At 34.0% G+C, this 23672-nt stretch carries 17 protein-coding genes; 9 read left to right on the forward strand and 8 right to left on the reverse strand.

Features of this window, described 5'->3' with window-relative positions:
- Window positions 1-40: 40 nt before the first annotated feature.
- Window positions 41-3391: an Ig-like domain-containing protein gene (locus DMB71_RS04425; RefSeq protein ID WP_111364012.1), complete on the reverse strand. Its 3351-nt coding sequence runs from the start codon at window positions 3389-3391 to the stop codon at window positions 41-43.
- A 135-nt stretch (window positions 3392-3526) separates the two neighbouring features.
- Between DMB71_RS04425 and DMB71_RS04430 the strand changes: the two genes are divergently transcribed.
- Window positions 3527-5728 carry a B12-binding domain-containing radical SAM protein gene (locus DMB71_RS04430; protein WP_111364066.1) on the forward strand — a complete coding sequence of 734 codons (2202 nt, stop codon included), beginning with the start codon at window positions 3527-3529 and terminating at the stop codon, window positions 5726-5728.
- Here the strand turns inward: DMB71_RS04430 and DMB71_RS04435 are convergent.
- Window positions 5725-6489, reverse strand: coding sequence for an MBL fold metallo-hydrolase (locus DMB71_RS04435; RefSeq protein ID WP_111364014.1), 765 nt, complete (start codon window positions 6487-6489; stop codon window positions 5725-5727). The two genes, DMB71_RS04430 and DMB71_RS04435, sit on opposite strands and share 4 nt — an antisense overlap.
- Before the next feature lie 95 nt (window positions 6490-6584).
- On the opposite strand from DMB71_RS04435, the gene DMB71_RS04440 reads away from it, so the two are divergent.
- Complete coding sequence (locus DMB71_RS04440; RefSeq protein WP_111364016.1) at window positions 6585-6890, forward strand: GIY-YIG nuclease family protein; 306 nt, start codon at window positions 6585-6587, stop codon at window positions 6888-6890.
- Window positions 6891-7448: 558 nt separating this feature from the next.
- On the opposite strand, the gene DMB71_RS04445 is transcribed toward DMB71_RS04440, so the two are convergent.
- Together DMB71_RS04445 and DMB71_RS04450 are read right to left on the reverse strand one after the other, a co-directional pair.
- Window positions 7449-8135, reverse strand: a complete 687-nt coding sequence (locus tag DMB71_RS04445) for a response regulator transcription factor (protein WP_111364017.1) — start codon at window positions 8133-8135, stop codon at window positions 7449-7451.
- Window positions 8132-9397 carry a sensor histidine kinase gene (locus DMB71_RS04450; RefSeq protein WP_111364019.1) on the reverse strand — a complete coding sequence of 422 codons (1266 nt, stop codon included), beginning with the start codon at window positions 9395-9397 and terminating at the stop codon, window positions 8132-8134. Before DMB71_RS04450 ends, DMB71_RS04445 begins: the two co-directional genes overlap by 4 nt.
- Window positions 9398-9561: 164 nt before the next feature.
- Here DMB71_RS04450 and DMB71_RS04455 point away from each other — a divergent pair, with 164 nt between their 5' ends.
- Both DMB71_RS04455 and DMB71_RS04460 read left to right on the forward strand, forming a co-directional pair.
- Window positions 9562-9978 carry a DUF1573 domain-containing protein gene (locus DMB71_RS04455; RefSeq protein WP_111364020.1) on the forward strand — a complete coding sequence of 139 codons (417 nt, stop codon included), beginning with the start codon at window positions 9562-9564 and terminating at the stop codon, window positions 9976-9978.
- A gap of 169 nt (window positions 9979-10147) precedes the next feature.
- Window positions 10148-11725: a L,D-transpeptidase family protein gene (locus DMB71_RS04460; RefSeq protein WP_111364022.1), complete on the forward strand. Its 1578-nt coding sequence runs from the start codon at window positions 10148-10150 to the stop codon at window positions 11723-11725.
- A 199-nt stretch (window positions 11726-11924) separates the two neighbouring features.
- On the opposite strand, the gene DMB71_RS04465 is transcribed toward DMB71_RS04460, so the two are convergent.
- Window positions 11925-12428 (reverse strand): C40 family peptidase, encoded by a 504-nt coding sequence (locus tag DMB71_RS04465; RefSeq protein WP_111364024.1) that lies wholly within the window; start codon window positions 12426-12428, stop codon window positions 11925-11927.
- Window positions 12429-12647: 219 nt separating this feature from the next.
- Here DMB71_RS04465 and DMB71_RS04470 point away from each other — a divergent pair, with 219 nt between their 5' ends.
- From DMB71_RS04470 to DMB71_RS04485, 4 genes are all read left to right on the forward strand, one after another.
- Entirely contained in the window at window positions 12648-13727 is a 1080-nt protein-coding gene (locus DMB71_RS04470; RefSeq protein WP_239452923.1) for an SGNH/GDSL hydrolase family protein, read from the forward strand.
- Window positions 13717-15096, forward strand: coding sequence for a sialate O-acetylesterase (locus tag DMB71_RS04475; RefSeq protein WP_111364028.1), 1380 nt, complete (start codon window positions 13717-13719; stop codon window positions 15094-15096). Before DMB71_RS04470 ends, DMB71_RS04475 begins: the two co-directional genes overlap by 11 nt.
- A 387-nt stretch (window positions 15097-15483) precedes the next feature.
- A complete protein-coding gene (bglX, locus tag DMB71_RS04480) occupies window positions 15484-17781 on the forward strand; it encodes a beta-glucosidase BglX (RefSeq protein ID WP_111364029.1) in 2298 nt (765 codons plus the stop codon).
- 283 nt (window positions 17782-18064) lie between these two features.
- Window positions 18065-18631, forward strand: coding sequence for an HdeD family acid-resistance protein (locus DMB71_RS04485; RefSeq protein WP_111364031.1), 567 nt, complete (start codon window positions 18065-18067; stop codon window positions 18629-18631).
- Between the two features lie 175 nt (window positions 18632-18806).
- On the opposite strand, the gene DMB71_RS04490 is transcribed toward DMB71_RS04485, so the two are convergent.
- On the reverse strand, window positions 18807-19016 hold the full coding sequence (locus DMB71_RS04490; protein ID WP_111364032.1) for a DUF433 domain-containing protein: 210 nt from the start codon (window positions 19014-19016) through the stop codon (window positions 18807-18809).
- A 159-nt stretch (window positions 19017-19175) separates the two neighbouring features.
- Here DMB71_RS04490 and mgrA point away from each other — a divergent pair, with 159 nt between their 5' ends.
- Entirely contained in the window at window positions 19176-20132 is a 957-nt protein-coding gene (gene mgrA / locus DMB71_RS04495; protein ID WP_111364034.1) for an L-glyceraldehyde 3-phosphate reductase, read from the forward strand.
- A gap of 53 nt (window positions 20133-20185) precedes the next feature.
- Here the strand turns inward: mgrA and DMB71_RS04500 are convergent, their stop codons facing one another.
- Window positions 20186-22165, reverse strand: a complete 1980-nt coding sequence (locus tag DMB71_RS04500) for a glycoside hydrolase family 97 protein (RefSeq protein ID WP_111364035.1) — start codon at window positions 22163-22165, stop codon at window positions 20186-20188.
- 140 nt (window positions 22166-22305) lie between these two features.
- The gene (locus DMB71_RS04505; RefSeq protein ID WP_111364037.1) at window positions 22306-23592 is read right to left on the reverse strand and encodes a glycoside hydrolase 5 family protein; all 1287 of its coding nucleotides are present in this window, start codon (window positions 23590-23592) and stop codon (window positions 22306-22308) included.
- Window positions 23593-23672 lie beyond the last annotated feature (80 nt).

Genomic DNA, 23672 nt, shown 5'->3' on the forward strand with positions numbered 1-23672 from the left:
CCGCAATCTATAACAATAGTTGCGGACTTTACTTTTATAATTATCTTTTCAAACTAAAATGCCCTCGAAATTCTGTTCCATTTATTCTGGTTGCAGTAAACCAATAATCTGATGCTGGCAGCTGATTTCCTAGATAAGTTCCGTTCCAAGAAGTATTTAATGCCAATTCTTTAATTAATTTTCCATAACGATCAAAGATTCTAATAGACGAATTAGGAGCCAAATAATCAGGATCGATCATCCAAGTGTCATTGTGGCCATCACTATTTGGAGTAAAGAATTTTGGATACGGAATTTCATTAACCAAATGAATGCAATCTCCAGCTGTTGCTTCTAAAATGTTTATTGTAACAGGAATTCTATCACTTTCGCAATTACTGATTGTTTGAGTCGCATAATATGTGATTCCATCTTCTAGTGAAGTTGATTCGGATAAATTACTTGTTGAGGAAGAACTTTCATACCATTTAATATTTTGACCACCAATAGTAATATCACTAATTTTTGAGCTTTTCTGAATACAGAATTGCTGCAGAGAATTGGCAATTGGAATTTGAGTGTCTTGAATTTTTACCGTAATTGCGAATCTTTCGCTTTCGCAGTTATTTAGTGTTTGACTGACATAGTACTTCCCGTTTTTTAATAAAGTTGTTTCTTGTAAAGAATTTCCATGTACAGGAGCATCATACCATTTGAGTGCAGTTCCAGCTATATTTAGATTTTCAATTGTTGCTATTTCATCAATGCAAAACTGCTGATTATTATTTCCTGTTGGCAAAGGTGTGTTATATACATGAACAAGAATTGGTGTTCTGTCACTATCACAGCCAATTGTTTGTGAAGCATAATAGGTTCTGTTGTTTTCTAACAAAGTGGTATTGAGTAATGTTGATGCAGACATCATGGTATCAAACCATTTTATGTTTTGCCCCGTAATTTGAATGTCATTAAGCGTTTTGTTTTCTTGCTTGCAAAATGATTGTTCTGGATTTCCCGATGGAGCTGAAGGAGTATTTACGATTGAAACCCTAACCCCAAATCTAGGGCCTTCGCAATTATTTATGGTTTGAGAAGCAAAATAGGTTTTCCCATTTTCAAGCGTAGTTGTTTCTGCCAATAAAGATCCATTTGTTAATGCATCGTACCATTTTATGGAAGTTCCTATAATTTCGATATTGGCAATCGTTGAATTTTGTCCTGTGCAAAATTGCTGATTTGTATTTCCCGTTGGAGCTAATGTATTCTGAATATTAATAGTTACAGGAGTTCTTTCGCTTTCGCAACCATTTACAGTTTGAGAGGCATAATAAGTTATTCCATTTTGAAGTGGAGTTGTGTTAGACAAAATTGTTCCAGCAGATTGTGTGTCGTACCATTTTATATTTTGTCCAGTAATTTGAATGCTTCCTAAAGTTGCATTTTGCTGTATACAGAAAGATTGTGGAGAATTACCTGCAGGATTTTGCGGTTTAGTAATTATAATTAGTTTAAAATCTTTCTCTACAAAACAAGAGGGATTTGTTCTGAAATAACTTTTTACAGTTATAATTTCTTCATTTTTTACAGAATTTGTGTAAGGATTTGGTAGCGGACTTGGCAAAGAGACTCCATTTTGATTCCTATATTCTACAATTAAATCTGATTGATTTCCTATCACGGTTGAATGTATGCCAGAGGTGTCAAAAGAATTTGAAATGCCAGATCCAGAATTTGCTTCGCAAGAATAAATAGAGTTTAGCGTAAAGTCATTAGGACTATTGGTAATTTTGATTTCCTTAGTTATAGTTTGAGTTTCGCTTCCGCATTTTATTGCCGCAGTAACATTGTATGTTCCTACAGCAGTAAATTGATGCTGAGGATTGTTTATTGCTGCAGTATTGTTTCCATTTGAATTTGGATCATCGAAATTCCAAAGTATCGAATCAAATGTACCTTTCACATTAAAATTAACAGCTTTATTAAAACAAGTGTTTTCTGCTAGTATTTCACCTTTATTAGGCGGAGATGTACTGGCTTTAAGCTTATAAAGCAATCCATTTGCTTCATTGTTTCCGCTATTGCCATAAATAACAGAATTATTAATTATTAAAGGCTCGCTTTGAAAATTTGCGGTTAAAAACAAATCATCTTTGTCAAATCTAATTGGTCCCGCCGCATCTAGAGAAAGGCTATTAGCATAATGGTTTGTACCAGATGATTTTAGAATATACTCTGGTTCAAAATTATCTAAATTCATTTTAAAGAGGACGAGATCTTCGCCCCAGTTCCTTGATGTAATAGTTGCATTAGGAAAAATCATTGTATTGGAGAAACTGGTAAAAACAAACAATTCATTACCTTTTCCAGCCATATATGCTTTGTTTAAACTACTTGGTCGAAGATTGGCTTCTCCAGGATATTCAAGCATTGAATTGTTATTAATTTGTTTAAATCGTTCCAAATTTCCGTTAGAAGGATCAAATTCTGTCAAAATAGATTGTGTGACATCATTTCTTGGGGAATTTGTATTAAAGGTATTTCCCATAACATTTACATCTCGATCAAAACAGCCCCATAAATATAATTTGTCATTTATTGGGTTATAATGTAATATCGTTGGTCTATAAACGGTTTTATTAAGGACATTACCATTATTAGAAATCTCTTTACTCCATACCATCTCTAAGTTTGAATTGATTTTGAAAATAGTCGAAGAAGTATAGTTCGGACCAATTTTACCAAAATATATATTTCCATTTTTATCGATTTCAGAAGTTTTAAGAATCTCTAAACCAGATCCATATTTTTTAGCATCAATTAAATTTCCTCCAACATCAAATTTCGCAACAAAAGCTCGTCCATAATAAGCATTATCACTTAATAAAATTTGATTATTGATATTGATAGAATTATTAAATGAGCCGGTGACATAAATGTAGCCATTATTGTAGTAAACGTTTTTTGCTAAGTTGTTCATTATGCCAATTTTGCGATTCCATACAACATTTCCGCTTGGAGATAATTTATAAAGTGTAACGCCAAAATAAAAGTCTAAACCATCAAGAACAAATGGCTCTCTCCCAGAATTGTAATTTCCTCCTAAAAGTTCTTTTACTAAAACGTACGAATTTCCCTGATCATCAGCACAGAAATAGTCAGCAATTGTATAATTAGGAAATTCCTTTTTCCAAAGAAGATTACAATTTAAATCATATTTGTAAAGTCCTGGCCTGTCGGTTCTATTGGCACCAGATAAGTGGGTTCCTATAGTTACAAACACGGCATTGTCTGTTTTTTCTAAATCAAAAACAGCACCTCCAATCCAACCAGCATATACTTTTGCGCAATCAAAACATTGACTTTGCATTAAAAAGGAATAAAAAAGAAAAAAGAAAAGTAATTTTTGTTTCATAAAAGAAAATTAAGCCATTTCAAATGTAATTAAATATCTACAAATCCAAATTAAAAAGTCCGAAGTGAAGTGAATAAAATCTTTTCAGTAATAAATCCACAATATCCCGTATTTTTGCAAAAAAATAATTTCCTTTTGAAAACAAAACTTTTTGTAATTACACCGCCTTTTACCCAACTGAATACACCGTATCCGGCAACGGCGTATATAAAAGGTTTTCTGAATACGAAAAATATCGAATCGGTTCAGGCTGATTTGGGTATTGATGTGATTTTGGAATTGTTTTCTAGAAAAGGACTTATTGATTTGTTTGAAGTTTCAGATTCCAAGTTTCAAGCTGATTCTGAAATCTCAGATAATTCTAAGCGAATATTTGCTCTTCAAGACGAATACATCAAAACGATTGATTCTGTAATTCAGTTTTTGCAGGGAAAAAATCCGACTTTGGCTTTGCAGATTTGTCAGGAAGATTTTCTGCCAGAAGCTTCTCGTTTTGCACAATTAGAAGAACTCGATTGGGCTTTTGGAACAATGGGAACTCAAGATAAAGCAAAACATTTAGCGACTTTGTATCTTGAAGATATTTCAGATTTTATTGTAGAATGTGTCGACGAAAATTTTGGTTTCAGCCGCTATGCCGAACGATTAGGGCGAAGTGCAAATTCTTTTGATGAATTATATGAAGCTTTGCAGCAAAAAACAACTTATATAGATTCAATTTTAATTTCGCTTTTGAAAGCTAAAATTGAAGCTGTAAAACCGACTTTGTTTTTAATTTCTGTTCCTTTTCCAGGGAATTTGTATAGTGCATTTAGATGTGCACAATGGATAAAACAAAATCATCCTGAAATAAAGATCTCAATGGGTGGCGGTTTTCCGAATACAGAATTGCGTTCGCTTTCAGATAAACGTGTTTTTGAGTTTTTCGATTTTATTACTTTAGACGATGGCGAAGTGCCAATTGAGGAGTTAATTTTCAATTTGGAAAATCCAAATTCCAACTCTTTTAAAAGAACATTTTTATTAGAAAACGGAGAAGTCGTTTACAAAAATAATTCTTTAAAGCACGATTATAAACAATCGCAAGTTGGAACACCAGACTATTCAGATCTGCCTTTGGATAAATATATTTCGGTTATCGAAATTGTAAATCCAATGCATAGAATGTGGAGTGATGGTCGTTGGAATAAACTCACAATGGCGCACGGATGTTATTGGGGAAAATGCACTTTCTGTGATATTTCTTTAGATTATATAAAAGTTTACGAACCTGTTGCCGCAAGTCTTTTATGCGACAGAATCGAAGAACTAATAGAGAAAACAGGTCAAAACGGATTTCATTTTGTAGATGAAGCTGCGCCGCCAGCTTTAATGCGTGCTCTAGCGCTTGAAATCTTAAAAAGAAAACTAGCTGTAACTTGGTGGACAAACATTCGTTTTGAAAAAAGTTTTTCAAAAGATTTATGTTTGCTGCTAAAAGCTTCTGGATGTATTGCCGTTTCAGGCGGTTTAGAAGTAGCTTCAGATCGATTATTAAAATTAATTGACAAAGGAGTTACAGTAGAGCAAGTGGCAAAAGTAACCCGAAATTTCACCGAAGCAGGAATTATGGTTCATGCCTATTTGATGTATGGATATCCAACGCAGACAATTCAAGAAACTGTAGATAGTCTTGAAATGGTTCGCCAATTGTTTGAAGCTGGAGTTTTGCAATCAGGATTTTGGCATCAGTTTGCTTTAACCGCTCATAGTCCAGTTGGATTATATCCTGAACAATTTGGCGTGACTAAAAAAACGGAAGCGATCGGAACTTTTGCAAATAATGATATTGAATACACCGATGCAACGGGAATTAATCACGATAAATTTAGCTTTGGCTTAAAAAAGTCACTTTTTAATTTCATGCATGGAATTTGTTTTGATTACGAATTGCAGGAATGGTTCGATTTCAAAATTCCGAGAACTAAAATTCATCCCGATTTTATTTTTAATGCTTTAGAAGAGCAGAATGATTTCAATACAAAACCAAATGCAAAAGTGGTTTGGCTTGGAGGAAAACCTACTGCGGAAGCCTTTACGAAATCAAAAAAAGGAAGAAGCTGGGAAATGATGTCGCTAACTTTTCATGATAAAAAAGAAAGTTTCGATATTCAGACTAGTAAAGAGGAAGGTGAATGGCTACTTTCAATTTTGTCAAAAATAGCCGTTTCTGGTTCTAAAGGTTATACTTTTCAAGAAGTCAAAAATGATTTTGAAACCGAATTGGAAGATTTCGAATTATTCTGGTATTCTAAACCTGTAAATACTTTGCGTGAGTTTGGGTTATTGGTACTTTAATATTCAATGCACTCACCATCATTGGGAATAGAAGTCTTAGTTAAAAGTCCATGATCTGAAAGTGCAGTTCTTAACTGTAAACGAGTTGTTGGACAATGATTCAAAGCTTCTAAATGATTGGCAAGAACTTTTCCTGGAGCAAGTGTCACAAACTTCAAAATATCATCCATTCGCATTAATAAAGGCTGGCCAAAATCTAATCTTGCAGTTCCGCAAGCAACAATCGAAATATCGGGTTTAAATTGTGTCAGAACTTTTTCGACGTGTTCTGTGTAAATGGTGTCTGAACTAATATAAATAGATTTTTGATCTGCCAATTCGATAAGAAATCCCATTACATTTCCCATTAATTTGGCAACAAATCCGTAACCGTGTCTTGCTGGAATTCCTGTAATTTTTCCGTCTAGAAATTTTTGAGGTTCCCAATATTCTAAAGTCTGAATTACGCTTAATCCTCTTTGTACAAGTGCCTTTTCATCTTTAGAACTGCAAATAACCGGAATGCTTTTTCTTCTCAAAAAAACTTCGCCAGCTTTATCAATATGATCAGGGTGTAAATGTGTAATCAAACAATGTGTTACACGACTCAAGATATCACGACTGTTTTTTGGCAAAGCCACTAGCGGATTTCGTTTGGGTTTATATCTGAAAATAGTAAAAGGCGGAATTGTTTTTCTTTTACCTAACATTGGGTCAACTAAAATGACATGCTTTTCTGTTTCAATTACCAAAGAGGCATTTCGCAAATGATGTAATTTCATATCCAAGAAAATTAGATATTAAAAATACAAAGTTTTTCGAAGAATAATTTACAGATTTTTCTTTATTTTTAGCAGAATTGTTATTATTTGAATTTATGCATTTACAAGAGGGTTTTCATACGTATTTTATTTATATTTTGACTAATAAAGCAAAATCTGTATTTTATGTTGGGGTTACTAATAATTTGAAAAATAGATTAATAAAACATAAAGACAATATTGCTTCTCGGAACAACACTTTTGCTTCAAAATACAATGTTGAGTTTTTATTATACTATGAAAAATTTACTTGGATTCAGGAAGCAATTGCAAGAGAAAAAGAGATAAAAGGCTGGAGAAGAGAGAAGAAAATTGCTTTAATTAAAACGATGAATCCTAATTTAGAATTTTTAGATTATTAATTGTAGACAAAGTATTTCAAGTCTAGTTTGTCATTCGTGACAGATCTTTGTGGTTACGGTATGTTACGTAAAGTATTCAAGGCTAGTATGTCATTCCGAGGAACGAGGAATCTCCGTAAGAAGCTCGCCAAAGATTAGAATCACTTTGCGGAATCTCCGTAAGAAGCTCGCCAAAGATTGGAATAGCTTTGTAGAATATTGTCGCGGAGATTCCTCGTTCCTCGGAATGACAAAACTTTGTGGTTACGGTATGTTATGTAAAGTATTTCAAGTCTAGTATGTCATTCCGTGGAACGAGGAATCTCCGTAAGAAGCTCGCCAAAGATTGGAATAGCTTTGTAGAATATTGTCGCGGAGATTCCTCGTTCCTCGGAATGACAAAACTTTGTGGTTACGGTATGTTATGTAAAGTATTTCAAGTCTAGTATGTCATTCCGAGGAACGAGGAATCTCCGTAAGTAGCTCGCCAAAGATTGGATTGACTTTGCGGAATATTGCCCCGGAGATTCCTCGTTCCTCGGAATGACAAACTGTACGTTTGTAGAACTCAAGAACGTTTTATCCTATAGAAAATCTAAATCCAATTCCGTGCAGGTTTTCTATCGAAATCCCTTCTTCGTTTGCTAAGATTTTACGCAGACGCGAAATAAAAACATCCAAACTTCTTCCCATAAAATAGTCGTCTGTTCCCCATAAAGAAGTTAAGATTTGTTCCCTTTTCAAAACAGAATTTTTGTGATCCAAGAAAAGCTTCAATAATTCTGCTTCACGTTGTGTTAATCCTACTTTTTCTTCGTTATTAAAAAGAATAAAGTTTTTGGTGTCAAACTGGTATTTGCCAACTTCATAAATAGTTTTAGCAGTCGGAATATTTTTCTGAGAACGTTTTAAGAAAATCTCCACCTTTAAAAGCAATTCTTCTATACTAAAAGGTTTAACCAAATAATCATCGGCACCTAAACGAAGACCTTTTATCCGATCTTCTTTTAAAGTCTTAGCCGAAAGAAAAATAATAGGAACATCAAGATCAATTTTTCGAACGGCTTCGGCAAGTTCAAAACCGTCCATTTTTGGCATCATAATATCAAAAATGCAAATATCAAATTCTTCTTCTTCAAAAATTTTCAAAGCTGATTTTCCGTCTGAACAATGAATTACTTCATAACGGTTTTGCTCCAAATTGTCTTTGGTTAAAAACGCTAAGGTTTCATCGTCTTCGGCATATAGTATTTTGAAATTTCTCATTTTTTGTAAGGAATTGATAAAGTTATAGTGATACCTTTTTCTTGATTATTTTCGGCTTTTATTTTCCAGTTCTGCAAACTGCAGATTTCTTTTACATAATATAAACCAAGTCCAAATCCGTTAACTTCGTTACTTTTTTCATTCTGAACTCGATAAAACTTATCAAAGATAAAAGATATTTTTTTAGGATTAATCCCAATTCCGTTATCAATAAATTCTAGTTTTAAGCAATTATTATTTTCGCTAATTTTTATAGTAACTTCTGGCTCTTCATTACAGTACTTTATCGCATTATCCAATAAATTGTAAACTAAATTAGCAAAATGAAAAGTATCAGTTTCAAGTAAATATTCTCTAGTAACAGTCTCAATTGTAATTGTTGCCTCAGGATACTTTAATTTGATATTTTCTATCGCCTCTTCAATAATCGGAACAATTAAAACAGTCTCTTTTTTAAGTTCTAAAGGAGCATAATCGGCTTTTGCAACGTTTAGTATTTTTTCGATATGACCATTTAATTTATTTCCCTGATTGATAATTATATCTGTATAAGTATACAATTTTTTATCTTCTTTAATTGGTTTTTGCTCAATCAAATATTTTGAAGCAATTAATATAGAAGCCAGCGGAGTTTTAAACTCATGCGTCATATTATTGATGAAATCACGCTGCAATTCCGAATATTTTTTATGCTGTAAGAGGGTAAAAATCGAGTACACATAAATCAACAAAATCAGAATTAATGCGGTTGAAAGTACAAACCAAAAACGCATCGAACTAAAAAGATAAGTCGTTTCGTTTGGAAAACGCACAGCAAAATAATAAACCAGATTTTTATGTTTAGGGAAATAAACGGTTTTCTTGCATTCTGCTTTTTTCTTATAGAGCGAAATATAATCACCATAAATCATTTCGTCGCTTTGGCAATTATACATCGCATATTCAAAGTCGGTGGTGATATTCATTTTTTTGAATTCTGTTTTCAGATAAAATTCTAAAATATCGGGCTCAAATTCATTGTCGACATTTACGATATAATAGTCATTTGCAATTTTCTGAACTGGATTCTGGACAGGCAATTCATGATTAGTTCCTTCATATAATTTTTTAGCTACTTCCAGTAACGCAATATGCGCTTTCTGGCTGAGCTTTTTTTGTTCTATAGTAAAAGCCTCTTTTGTCCATAGCAATTGCGCTACCAAAATACTAATGATAGCCACTAATCCTAAGAGAATGATGCTGTTGAGTTTATTAATTTTCAAGAATAAAAAATTTTGAGAGTGTAATATTAATCAATTTTAGCCTAAAAACGGGCGGTTAACAAGTCATTAACAAACGTTTGAAACCAGTTAACAGCGACTTGAATTTGTCTGAATTACCTTTGTAATATCAAAATGAACTATAAACCATTTTAAATATATCAGTTATGAAAATGATCAAAATTTCGATGTTAGCTCTGGCTTTAGGCCTAATGTCTTTTTCAGCAATTGCTCCGGTACAATCTTTAGTTTCAGAAACAGAAGTTTCAGAACTTGCAGGATCTACAATTGCTTGGAAAGCAGAAACAATTGATGTTGGACAAATTCCGCAGGGAACTCCAAAAGCGATTGTTTACGAATTTAAAAATACAGGAAAAACGGCTGTAGTGATTACAAACGTTCAAGGTTCTTGCGGATGTACAGCTACAGATTATACAAAAGAGCCAATTCAGGCTGGAAAATCTGGAAAAGTTACTGCAACTTACAATGCTGCAAATAAAGGTGCTTTTACAAAAACTGTAACAGTTACCACTAGCGCAGAAACTACACCAAAAGTACTTACTCTAAAAGGGACAGTTATTTAATTAGAATTTTAATAGGTTGGTTATATGGCGAAAGCTCCAGACATGCAAATTGTTTGGAGCTTTTTATTTTATTAACCGGTTAAACTTCAAAAAAATAAGGTTTAAGATTTATTGTTGAGTGCTTTGTTTTAATAGAATTTTTTCTACTTTTAATCAAAAATTTTGAGTTATGAAAATCTGGTATACGCCTATTATTGCTATCGTTTTTTTTACTGTTTTTTCGTGTAATTCGAAAGCTGATAAAAAAGAGGAAAACTCGATAAAAACGGTTGAAAAAGTCCCTGAATTAAAACTTACCATTGACAGTGTTCGCATTGCGAAGTTTTATGAAAATTATCCAAAACTGGATAAATTTAAATATGATGTAACTGCTTTGTATCAAAAAAATAAGTCGACTCAATTGTGGCAGGATAATAAAGGAATTGTTGAATTTGCTAATACACTTTTCAATCAATATAAAAATCTGGATCAGGAAGGATTAAAAGCCAATTATCCTTATAATGAGCAGTTAAGTGCTGTTTTTGATAATAATGCCAATACTAAGCTTTCAAAAGAAGATACCGATTTACTGCTTTCTAATTTATATTACTATTATGGTGAAAAAGTAGGAGGCTTTGACGAAAAAACTGTAGTTTCTTTAGAATGGCTTTTACCCCGTAAGAAGCTCAATTACCAAGTGCTCTCAGATTCTATCTTTAAGAAATCAACCATTTTGGATGATAAAAAAAGAAAGATGTTCAGCCAGTATTACAAACTGCGTGACGCACTGAAAGAGTATAGAGAAATTGAGAAAAACGGTGGTTGGAAAACTATTGAAACAGATGAAGATTATAAAAGCCTGAAAGTAGGAGATTCGTCTGCTGTTGTGGCGCAAATCAGAGAGAGACTTTTTGTGACCAAAGACATTAAAGAAGACAATAAAAGTGCTATTTGTGATACAACCTTAATCAAAGCCATGAAAAACTATGAATTGCGTCATGGTTATACTGCAAAGAACACGATTCTTCTGGAACATATAAATGATTTGAATATTCCTGTCTCAGATCGTATCAAGACCATTATTGTTAATATGGAGCGCTGTCGTTGGATTGATCCAGAATTAGAAAAAGGGCAGAAGTATATAGAAGTTAATATTCCTGAATTTAGACTGTATATAGTCGAAGATGGTAAAATTGCTTTTGTGTCGCCAGTTGTTGTGGGAAGAGCTATGACAAAAACCGTTATTTTCAGTGGAATGATGAGCAATATTGTTTTCAATCCGTATTGGAATGTGCCGCCAAGTATCATCAAGTCGGAAATTAAACCTGGAATGGCCAGAGATAAAAACTATTTGCAAAAGAAAAATTTAGAATGGAATAATGGTGCTGTTCGTCAGCTTCCAGGAAAAAATAATTCTTTAGGATTGGTGAAGTTTTTATTTCCAAATTCAAGCAATATTTATCTTCACGATACGCCATCAAAAAGTTTGTTTGAAAGAGAAAGTCGAGCTTTTAGCCACGGTTGTGTGAGAGTAGCAAAACCAAGAGAATTAGCTATTGAATTATTAAAAGTCGATCCGCAATGGAATCCCGAAAGAATTGATAAAGCCATGCATGCTGGAAAGGAAAGCTGGTACACGCTTAAGAAAAAAGTTCCAGTTTATATTGGCTACTTTACTGCTTGGGTTGATAGACAAGGCAATTTAAATTTCTATAAAGATATTTACGGAAGAGATGAAAGTATGATTAAACTCTTAACTGAAGAATAAAAACTTAAATTCCAATTTTTAAATTCCAAGTTCCAAAACCGAATCTATTCAATTGGCATAAAAAAAATTAAAGCCACAGATTAAAAAGATTAGCACAGATTTTTTGTAATCATTTCTAATCCTTTAATCTGTGGCAAAAAAAATAAATTCGTGAATTGCTTCGCCAGTTCGCTATCGCTCGGGTCGTGGCTAACAGAAACTATTCCGACAAAACATCAACACATTTATAAAAACGTTTAGTGTAATGTTCTGTATCAAGAGATGTTATAGTTACTTGCTGTGCTTTTCCTGAAGAAGCATGAATAAATTTTGACTGCATTCCGTTGGCTTCGCAAATTATGCCAACGTGACCAACTACATTTCTGTTTTTATATCCATAGAAAACCAAAACATCTCCAACCTTAAAATCTTCTGGCTTTAAAGCTTTACCTAAATTTTTATAACCGCTTGAACTTCTGGGAAGTGTCATTCCAAAATTTTTAAATACATAACTCACAAAACCCGAACAATCAAAGCCTTTTTCAGGATTACTACTGGCATATACATAAGGAGTTCCTAAATACTGTTTGGCGTAAACAATAATAGAATCTCGATTGATTTCGGTTTGAGATGGATTGTTTTGAATTTGCTTTTTTTCTTTTTTTAAGTTGAAAGAGGAAAGAGTGATAAAAAACAATAAAGAAGTTATGGCTAAGGTTTTCATTTTGACAGATTGTAAAAGTATAAAACGGCAAAGATAGATCTAAATTGTAATTTCTTTTTATAAATGTAAGAATTGACATCTGTAATTGTCCGAATGATGGGTTTATGTGGTGTTTTTTTATTACTTTTTGACATTTTAGTATCTTTTTGGATAATCTCTTTCCAATATATTTGTGAATAGTATTTATATTTTAACAAATAAATTATGTTTCCCAAAAAAATGGCACTTTTAATTTTGTTTTTGCTGATTTCGACGGTTTCGAATTCGCAAACTCAAAATTCTAATAAAACTTTTTTATATCAAGGACGAATTGATAAACTTCAAAATGATCAGGTTATTTTAATCGGAACTGCTTCTTCAGTTTCTTTTAATTTTACAGGAAATGAGTGTTCTATTTCATTGCAAAGCCTTGAAGATCATCATAATTATGTTCAGCTAGTTTTGGATGGAAAATATATTGGGAAGATTAGAATAGAAAAAGGAGCTGTGCAGTTATTTCCAATAAAAGTGACTTCGAATAAAAAAGAGCATCGATTAGAAATCTACAAAAATACAGAAGCGCAGAGCGGAAATATTTTGTTTGCTGGAACAACTGCAAAACTGATTCCGACTTCATTTAAAAAGAAAAAGAAAATTGAATTCATTGGCGATTCCATTACTTGTGGCGCAGCAAGCGATCCGTCTGATGTTCCTTGTGATATAGGCGAATATATGGATCATCATAATGGTTATTATGCTTATGGACCAACACTTTCCAGAGCAATCGATGCTGACTATTTAATGAGCTGTGTTTCGGGAATCGGAATGTACAGAAATTGGAACGATGAGCATAAAGACGAAGCCATAATGCCAGACGTTTATCCTAATTTATATCTGACAAAAGATGCTTCAAAACCGAAATATAATTTTGCGTTTCAGCCAGAGATTATCAGCATTGCTTTAGGAACAAATGATTTTTCTGGAGGAGATGGAAAAAAAGAACGTCTGCCTTTTAATGCTGAAAAATATATTTCAAATTATCTCAATTTTATAAAAATGCTTTACAAACACAATCCGAATGCGCAGATTGTAATTACAAACAGTCCGATGGTTGGCGGAGATAGAGCAGTAGTTTTTGAAGATTGTTTGAATAAAGTTAAAAACGCTTTCGCGAATGATAAAACACACAAACCAATTCAGATTTTCAAATTTAAACCGATGACTCCAAATGGATGTTCTGGTCATCCTGATGTGGCAGATCATAAGGTTTTGGCAGAGGAATATGGCCCATTTTTAAAGAAGTTGCTAAATGAAAAATAATATTTTTAAGTTTGTTTTCTTTCTATTGATTTCCAGTACTATGATGGCAAACGTTTCGCTTCCGAATATTTTTAGTGATAATATGGTTTTACAACGCAACTCTGAAGTGAAAATTTGGGGTTGGGCAAATCCAAAAGAAGAAATTAAATTGGTTTCGAGCTGGAATAATCAGGAATATAAAACCGTTGCCAATAATCAGGCAAAATGGGAAATTACGATTAAAACTCCTGAAGCAGGCGGTCCTTTTACCATTTCGATAAAAGGCTACAATGAAGTAGTCTTAAAAAATATTTTAATTGGCGAAGTTTGGCTTTGTTCGGGACAATCAAATATGGAAATGTCTGTAAGCTGGGGAATTGACGATGGGGAAGAAGAAATGAAAAATGCCACAAATCCAAGCATTCGATTTTTTACTGTTCCGAAATTGACAGCTGAAAATGCGCAGAATAATTTACTGGGAAATTGGACAGAATCGACTCCTGAAACCATGAAATATTTTAGCGCTGTTGGTTATTTTTTTGCGAAACGTCTACGCGAAGATTTAAAAAATGTCCCAATCGGATTAATATCTTCTAACTGGGGAGGAACTCCTGCAGAAATATGGATGTCACAAGAAGTTGTAAACAGTGACCCTGTTTTATTAGAAAACGCTAAAAAACTCAACGAACAAGAATACGGACCAAGACAACCTGGACGAGCTTACAATGCCATGATTTATCCAATAATCGGATTTAAAATTGCGGGAACGCTTTGGTATCAGGGCGAGTCGAATGTTGGTTCTTTGGTTTATGATAAAACTTTGGGAGCTTTAATAACTTCTTGGAGAAAAGAATGGAAAGACGAATTTCCGTTTTACTATGTTCAGATTGCGCCATTTAAAACGGGAAAGAATAATTTCTCAAATGTAACAGTTAGAGATTCGCAGAGAAAATTATTGAAAGAAGTTCCGAAAACAGGAATGGTGGTCATCAGTGATATTTCGGATATAATTGATATTCATCCAAAAAATAAAAAATCGGTGGGAATTCGTTTGGCGAATTTGGCTTTGGCTGACATTTATAAAACCAACAATAATTTAGTTAATGGACCACTCTTTAAATCCATTAAAATTGACGAAAATAAAGTAACCGTTTCTTTTGACTACGGAGACGGATTATATTTCAAAGACAACAAATCGAATCAATTTGAAGTTGCGGGAACAGATGGAGTTTTCTATTCAGCCGAGGCTTCAATTCAAAATAACGAAGTGATTTTGAAAAGTAAAAAAGTGGCTTCTCCAACAAAAGTGAGATTTGCATGGGGAAATACAACGCAATCGGATTTGTTTAATAAAGTAAATTTGCCGGCTTCTTGTTTTGTTTCTGAGTGAGTGTTTAAAGAATAAAGAAACAAGATTTTAGATTTTAGTTTTTTTGTCAGGCTGAGCGAAGTCGAAGTCCCGCAAAGTGATACGCAAAGTTTGTCATTTCGAGGATCGAAGGATCACACTCGGGATTTGACAAAGATTGGTGAATTTCTGTGTGGAATTTCTAGTGTGATCCTTCGTTCCTCAGGATGACAAGATAACCAAAAACGCTCTTTTGAAAACGATTTGCGTGAGGGATAGAGGCGGTATCCTTTTGTGAAGAGAAACGGAACAAAAGATATAGCCGAAAGCCCGACCCGCCTTTTTCGGCGGGACACGCCCAAAGGAAAACTTAGAATCTCAGTATCTCAGAACCTTAGCAACTAAAAAAAAAACTAACTAAACCACTATATGAAAAATAAACAAATACTAATTATTGGGGTATTTTCCCTTTTTACTGTTGGAAATATGAATGCACAAAAAAAGCCATATCTGGATAAGAATAAAACTGTTGAGCAGCGTATCGATTTGCTTTTGCCGTTTATGACGCTTGAGGAAAAAGTAGGGCAAATGAATCAATACAATGGTTTTTGGGATGTTACAGGACCAGCACCAAAAGGTGGAACGGCGGAATTAAAGTATGAACATTTAAGAAAAGGATTAGTCGGATCAATGCTGACAGTGCGCGGTGTAAAAGAAGTGCGTGCCGTTCAGAAAATTGCGGTTGAAGAAACCCGTTTGGGAATTCCGCTGATTATTGGTTTTGACGTAATACATGGCTATAAAACGTTAAGTCCGATTCCGTTGGCGGAAGCAGCGAGTTGGGATTTGGAAGCGATTAAGAAATCTGCGGCGATTGCGGCAGATGAAGCTTCGGCATCTGGAATTAACTGGACTTTTGGGCCAAATGTTGACGTGGCAAATGATGCCCGTTGGGGACGTGTGATGGAAGGTGCTGGAGAAGATCCGTATTTAGGAAGTAAAGTGGGTTATGCCAGAGTAAAAGGTTTTCAAGGGGAAACTATTGCCGACTTGGCTAAAGTAAATACGATTGCAGCTTGTGCCAAACATTTTGCTGCTTACGGTTATGTTGAAGCGGGATTGGAATATAATATTGTGGATATCAGTAATTCTAAATTATATAATTCGGTTTTGCCTCCTTTTAAAGCAACTGTAGATGCTGGAGTTCGTACGTTTATGAATTCGTTTAATACTCTGAATGGCGTTCCGGCAACTGGAAATGCTTTTTTGCAAAGAGATATTTTGAAAGGGAAATGGAAGTTTGACGGATTTGTAATTTCAGATTATGCTTCGATTCGTGAAATGATTGCACACGGTTATGCAAAAGACGAAGCCGATGCAACGGCAAAAGCGGTAATCGCGGGTTCTGATATGGATATGGAATCGTATCTATATGTGGCAAAATTGGTTGATTTAGTAAAATCAGGAAAAGTAAAAGAATCTTTGGTTGATGATGCGGTTCGCAGAATTCTTCGAGTGAAATTTGAATTGGGATTATTTGATGATCCGTACAGATATTGTGATGAAAAACGCGAAAAAGAAGTTGTGGGAAGCAAAGCCAATAATGAAGGCGTTTTGGATATGGCAAAAAAATCTATCGTTTTATTAAAGAACGAAAAGAATTTGCTTCCGCTAAAGAAATCTGGACAGAAAATTGCTTTGATTGGCGCTTTGGCAAATGATAAAAATAGTCCGCTAGGAAGCTGGAGAATTGCAGCTTCTGATGATACTGCGATTTCGGTTTTAGAAGGAATGCAGCAATATAAAGACAATCAATTGACTTTTGAAAAAGGTGTTGATTTGTTGAAACAAAAAGCAACATTTTTAACGGAAACGGTTTTCAACACTACAGACAAAAGCGGATTTGAAGCGGCGAAAAAAGCAGCAAAAAATGCCGATGTTGTGGTAATGGTTTTGGGCGAATATGGTTTCCAAAGCGGTGAGGGAAGAAGCAGAACTGATTTGAACTTGCCAGGATTGCAACAGGAATTATTAGAGGAAATCTACAAAGTAAACCCGAATGTAGTTTTGGTTTTAAATAATGGCCGTCCGTTGAGCATTCCGTGGGCGGCAGAGAATGTTCCGGCAATTGTAGAAGCTTGGCATTTAGGTACTCAGGCAGGAAATGCAATTGCGCAGGTTTTATACGGAGATTATAATCCGAGCGGGAAACTTCCAATGTCGTTTCCTAGAAATGTAGGTCAGGAGCCAATTTACTACAACAAATACAGTACTGGAAGACCAATTGACAGCGATAAAAATGTTTTCTGGTCTCATTATATGGATGTGGAAAAAACGCCTCAATTTCCGTTTGGTTTCGGATTGAGTTATACAACTTTCGATTATAAAAACTTGAAATTGAATAAAACGGCTTTCGAAAAAGGTGAAAAAGTTCAAGTGAGCGTTGAGGTTACAAACTCTGGAAATTATGACGGGAAAGAAGTAGTACAATTGTATATTCATGATGAATACGCAAGTATTGTTCGCCCAATAAAAGAATTGAAAGGTTTTGAATTGGTTGATCTGAAAAAAGGAGAAACTAAAACGGTAAATTTTACTTTGACAGATAAAGAACTTGGTTTTTATAATAACGAAGGAACTTATTTAGTTGAACCGGGAACTTTTAAGATCATGGTTGGAGGAAGCTCTGATAAAGGGTTGCAGAGTGGGTTTGAAATTAAAGAATAGTCGTTAGTTTTTTTAGGAGCAAAGGGACAAAGTAACAAAGGTTCAAAGTTTTTTTTTCGCCACGAATTCACGAATTAATTGATTTATAATTCGTGAATTCGTGGCGACTTTAATTTTGCTTATTGTGATAGTAAGTGTTTATATGTCAGTATTTTATTGTTTAAAACGGTTTTGCTTTAAGCTTTTGTCTTATCTTTGATAAACAGCCATTTAAATGGTTTTAATTGGTGATTTAAGGTAAGCTGAAAACTTTATAGAGTAGGCAAGATTTTAAAACAGTATTATGGAACATTCTTTATTTAAAAAAGTGAAAGCAGCAATTGATTATTGGTACATTCCGTTATTAGTGGGAATACTTTTTGTAATCATCGGATTTTGGTCTTTTGCCACACCTCTAAAGGCATATTTAACGTTGGCCTTTTTATTTAGTGTGTCATTTTTGGTCAGCGGAATTTTTGAAATTATTTTTGCACTTTCAAACAGAAAGAAAATTGATAATTGGGGCTGGACACTAGTATCTGGTATTATAGGTTTAGGTGTCGGGATAGTATTAATTGCTAATCCGTTAGTTTCAATAACACTTTTACCACTTTATGTTGGATTGGCCATTTTATTTCGTTCTGTAATGGCTATTTTTATGGCTTTTAATTTAAAAAGCTATTCTGTGCCAGATTGGAAAAATCTGTTGGGATTAGGGATTTTGGGAGTGTTGTTTTCATTTCTGTTATTATGGAACCCGGTTTTTGCAGGACTTTCAATAGTATATTGGACTGCTTTTGCTTTCATTGCAAGCGGATTTTTCTATATTTATTTTTCTTTCAAGCTGAAAAGAATACATGATCTAGGTTAAAAAAATAAGATTTGTTTGAACTTTTTACTATAAACACAAAACCCGAAAGGTTTTAAAAACATGTCGGGTTTTGTGTTTATGTTAATTGAATAAAGAAAGGGCTCTAACCAAACTTTGGAGTTTTGGCTAAAGCCCTTTTGATTGTCTTATATCTTCATCCAGCTAAAGCTGGACGCTATTGATTTTTTTGTTTTCTAAAAGCTAATGCTCCAAGAATATGCTCTTTCTTTAATTCAGGAAAATCCTCAATGATTTCTTCAAAAGACATTCCTGTAGATAACCATGAAAGAATATCAGAAACACAGATTCTAGTTCCTGTAATTATAGGTTTGCCAAACCGAATATCTTGGTTTATCGAAATTAAATTTTGCCAGTTATTTTCCATAATTTTATTATTTAAACAAATTTACAAAAATTAAAATGAATGATATTTTTAATTTTCTCGCAGATTCGCCAGATTTTTTTATCTCCTAAATCCGCTAAATCTGCGGGAGTTTTTTGTATTTTTAAAATCTATTAAAACTCCAACTTTTAAATTAAAACAATGAAATATAATAGATGTGGAAAAAGCGGTTTGCTGCTTCCTGAAATTTCTTTAGGATTATGGCATAACTTCGGTTCAGTTGATAATTTTGAAAATGCCGAAAGTATTGCTATCGAGGCTTTTGACAAAGGAATTACGCACTTTGATTTAGCGAATAATTACGGACCAGTTCCAGGTTCTGCCGAGGAAAACTTTGGTAAAATCTTATGGCATAATTTTCAAGGAAATCTTCGTGATGAAATCGTAATTTCTACTAAAGCGGGCTATACCATGTGGAAAGGGCCTTATGGAGATTGGGGCTCGCGTAAATATCTTTTATCTAGCTTAGACCAAAGTTTAAAACGAATGAGTATTGATTATGTCGATATTTTTTATTCACATCGTCCAGATCCAGAAACTCCGATTGAAGAAACTATGATGGCTTTAGACCACACTGTTAGAAGCGGAAAAGCTTTGTATGTTGGAATCAGTAATTATTCTGCAGAACAAACACGTGTTGCGGTTGATGTTTTGAAACAATTGGGTACGCCATGTTTGATTCACCAAGCAAAATATTCTATGTTGGAGCGTTGGGTCGAAAATGGTTTATTGGATATTTTAGAAGAAAAAGGAGTAGGGTGTATAGCGTTTTCACCTTTGGCACAAGGACTTTTAACAGATAAATATTTAAACGGAATTCCTGAAAATTCTAGAGCGCATAATCCGAACGGGCATTTGAGAGAAGATGAGGTTACGCAAGAACGTATTCAGAAATTAATTCAGCTAAATGAAATTGCTCAAAATAGAAATCAGTCTCTGGCACAAATGGCTTTGGCTTGGTTGCAAAAAGATAAACGAATTACTTCTGTGTTAATTGGAGCGAGCTCTGTAAAACAATTGTGTAATAATATTGATTGTTTGCAGAATACTGAATTTTCGCAGGATGAGTTGAATGCGATTGAGAGTATTTTATCTTAATATCAAACCTAACAGGTTTTTAAAACCTGTTAGGTTTCTACTTTCTTTCTTAATTATTTAATAATCATCGCCAATCCACCACCGCTTGCTAAAGGATATTTTACTTTAGTTGTCGAGTCAACGGTTATGATTTCCTTTTTATAATCGGTTGCAGCTTTATCTGCGTTTAGTCCGTCGGAGAAAACTTCGGCTTGGAATTTTTTGCCTTTTTCAAGGAAAGAAAAATCTATTGTAATAGCTCTAGAATCCCAATTCGTTATTGCACCCAAATACCAAGTGTTTCCTTTTCTTCTGGCAATTGAAACGTATTTTCCAACTTCGCCATCAAGAGCAACTGTTTCATCAAAAGTAGTTGGAACTTTTGCTATAAAATCAGTGCTTTCCTGCTCTTTCATAAAAGCGGTCGGGCTGTCGGCCATCATCTGCAATGGAGCTTCAAAAATCGTGTAAAGCGCTAATTGATGGCATCTTGTTCCCTGACTCATTGGCGTAGAATGACTTGGCTTGAATTCGCTTTTTGTAGCATTTCGCATCGCGCCTGGAGTATAATCCATTGGTCCAGCCATCATTCTAATAAACGGAATTGTTACATCGTATAGCGGAACATCATCATTTGGTGTCCATTTATTGTTTTCCAGACCTTTTACACCTTCAAAATTTAAAATATTTGGATAGGTTCTCTGAATTCCCGTTGGTTTATACATCCCATGAAAATCAATTATCAATTTATGATTGGCTGCTTTTTGCGCAATATCATAAACCGAATTGACCATTTTAGCATCGTCACGATCTATAAAATCAACTTTGAAACCTTTTACGCCTAATTTTGCATAATTGTCAAAAACGGCGTCTACTTTATTGTTTATTGCCATCCACGAAGCCCACAGAATGATGCCAACGTTTCTTTCTTTCGCGTAAGCAATCAAATCTTTCAAATCTACATTCGGATTGTGTTTCATAATGTCCGCTTCAACACTCCAGCCTTCGTCCAAAACCACGTATTCAACTTTATTTTTAGAAGCAAAATCAATATAGTATTTATAGGTCTGCGTATTGATTCCTGCTTTAAAATCAACGTTGTAAATATTCCAGTCGTTCCACCAGTCCCAAGCTACTTTTCCTGGTTTTATCCACGAAATATCTTTTATTTTTGATGGTTCGGCTAATTTCTGAACCATATCGTTATTGGCTAAAGCGGCATCATTTTCAGAAATTACAATTGCTCTCCACGGAAAAGTTCTCGTTCCTTTGGTTTTAACCAAATAATCGGCTCTTTCGGTAATTAATTTGTTGAGGTAATTAAATCCGCCATTGGTTTCTTGTGTTGGATATTTCGAAAAACGAGATTCAAAACCTGTTTTGTTTTTATTGTTCGTTACAAATAATCCAGCATAATCTTCGAGATCAGCTTCTAAGAAAACGGCTTTTTTATGGTTTTTATAATCAATTAAAAATGGAAGAAAAGCTAAAGTATCTTTTGCAAACTCACTTATTTTTTTGCTCTCATAATGCGATTCAAATGAAGAAATAAACTGATCTTTCGGATTTCTTAAATCTCTCACATATGGCATTAAAGTGTTGTAATCTTTATCGAAATTTAAAACCACTTCTTCATCATTAACCGTAATCTCTTTTTTCTTTTTAGTTGTAAAACGATAAGCCGCGCCATCATCAAAAACACGAAATTCGATAGCAAAATCATTTTTAAAATTAATGGTCAATTTATTGTATTGATCTTTTACATTTTTCTTTTTGTAAAAAGGTGTTTCAAAAGAAGTATTCACACTTTCTTTCTTTGAATTTAAAACAATCGGATTTTTTCCTAAATCCTCATTTTGATTTAAAGTCATTGACATTTCAGACGGAGCCAAAATCAAATCTTTTTCGTGTGAAATAGACCAAGAGATTTTATCATTTACAGCAATTTTAACTTGAATTTTTCCATTAGGAGAAATTACTGCAAAATCTTGTTTCTTTTGAGAAAAAGAGATGTTCAGAAATAAAAAACAAAAAAGAATGAGTGTATTTTTCATGTTGTATTTTTTATCAAATTTCGATTTTGTTATTCTGTAGAGACGCACAGCAGTCTATGGCCAGTTTACATCGTATATATTCGTTGAGCATAAGACGCACTGCAGTGCGTCTCTACAGAAAATTGGAATGAATGATTCTTTTATTTCTTTAATTCTGAATTGTATTTTTTGACAATTTCTAATGTCGATTTATCTTCATTAAAAACAGAATTCAGCCCTTGAGGTTCTTGCGGTGGATCTGTTGTGAAAGGTTCTCCGGGATTCCATTTTCCGTCTGAGTGAATTGCTTTTCCCTCACCGCCAAAACCCCAGAAATTGGCAGCTTGCAACGGGCCGCCGCTTTTAACGCTTTCTGCAACTCTTCTAAAAATATAACTGTAGAATTTATCTCTGTAAACCGAAGGAGCTCCAGCATTTAGATTTTCATTTTCTCTCGGAAGTCCGAATTCTTCAATAATTATTGGACGTTTTAAATTATTAGCAACTTTAATATGATCATCAATGTATTTGCCAGCATTTTCAATAGTTTTAGGCATTGTAGCCTCAGCATTATCAGCTTTAAACCAATTCCAGTTTTTAGGCCAAATATGCATCGTCAGATAATCGATATTCGGATTTTGATGTGTTCTTTCGAAGATTTCCATGCTGTCGTTTGAACTGTTTTTTCCTTCAGAGCCTGTAGAAACCAGATGATTTTTATCTAAACTATCAATCAAATCCACAATATTATTAAGCCATTTTGTGAATTTTGCCTCGTTTTCAACTGTAAAAAGTCTAGGTTCGTTTCCAACTTGCCAAGACATAATCGTATTATCTTCGTTGTATTTCTTTTTAGAATACGCATTTGTTCTTCCAATAATAAACTTCACATGATTATTTAAAGCTTTCATGCAAGGCTCACAGCTATGAAATTGCTCTGTATACGACATAAATTGCGGCCAAGTATTCGGCGGAATATTCGGAACCGGAACTGGACCTTTGCCATTCCATTCCAAATATTGCGACATTCCACCAGACCATTCCCAGTTATTAGTCAGATATAAAACGGCATACATATTTCGTTTGCCCATTTCGCTAATCAGAAAATCCAATCCGTCCAATAAATCTTCGTCATATTTCCCTTGTTCATATTGCAATGCGGGACGAACTGTAAAATCATATTTTCCGCCATCGGCACCAACCAAAACGCGCAAATTATCGATTCCGTTTTTCTTCATTAAATCCAACTCGCGCAAAAGCCTTTTGCGATCGCCTATTTTTTTAGAAGCCAACATACTTCCGTACCAATAATTGGTTCCAATGTAAGCGTACGGTTTATCACCTTTGTAAAATTCATTTCCTTTTACGGTTATTCTTTCCTGCGCCTGACAAGCAATTGCAGTAAAAATTAAGGCCAATGAAAGTGTTTTAAAAAATCTGTTTTTCATAATTTATATTTTAAGGAGCTAATCCCGCTATCCGTTCCAATCTTTTTGTGCTGAACCCCAGCACAAAAAGGATTTCCACT

The organism is Flavobacterium tistrianum (assembly GCF_003254545.1).
GTDB classification, from domain to species: Bacteria; Bacteroidota; Bacteroidia; order Flavobacteriales; family Flavobacteriaceae; genus Flavobacterium; species Flavobacterium tistrianum.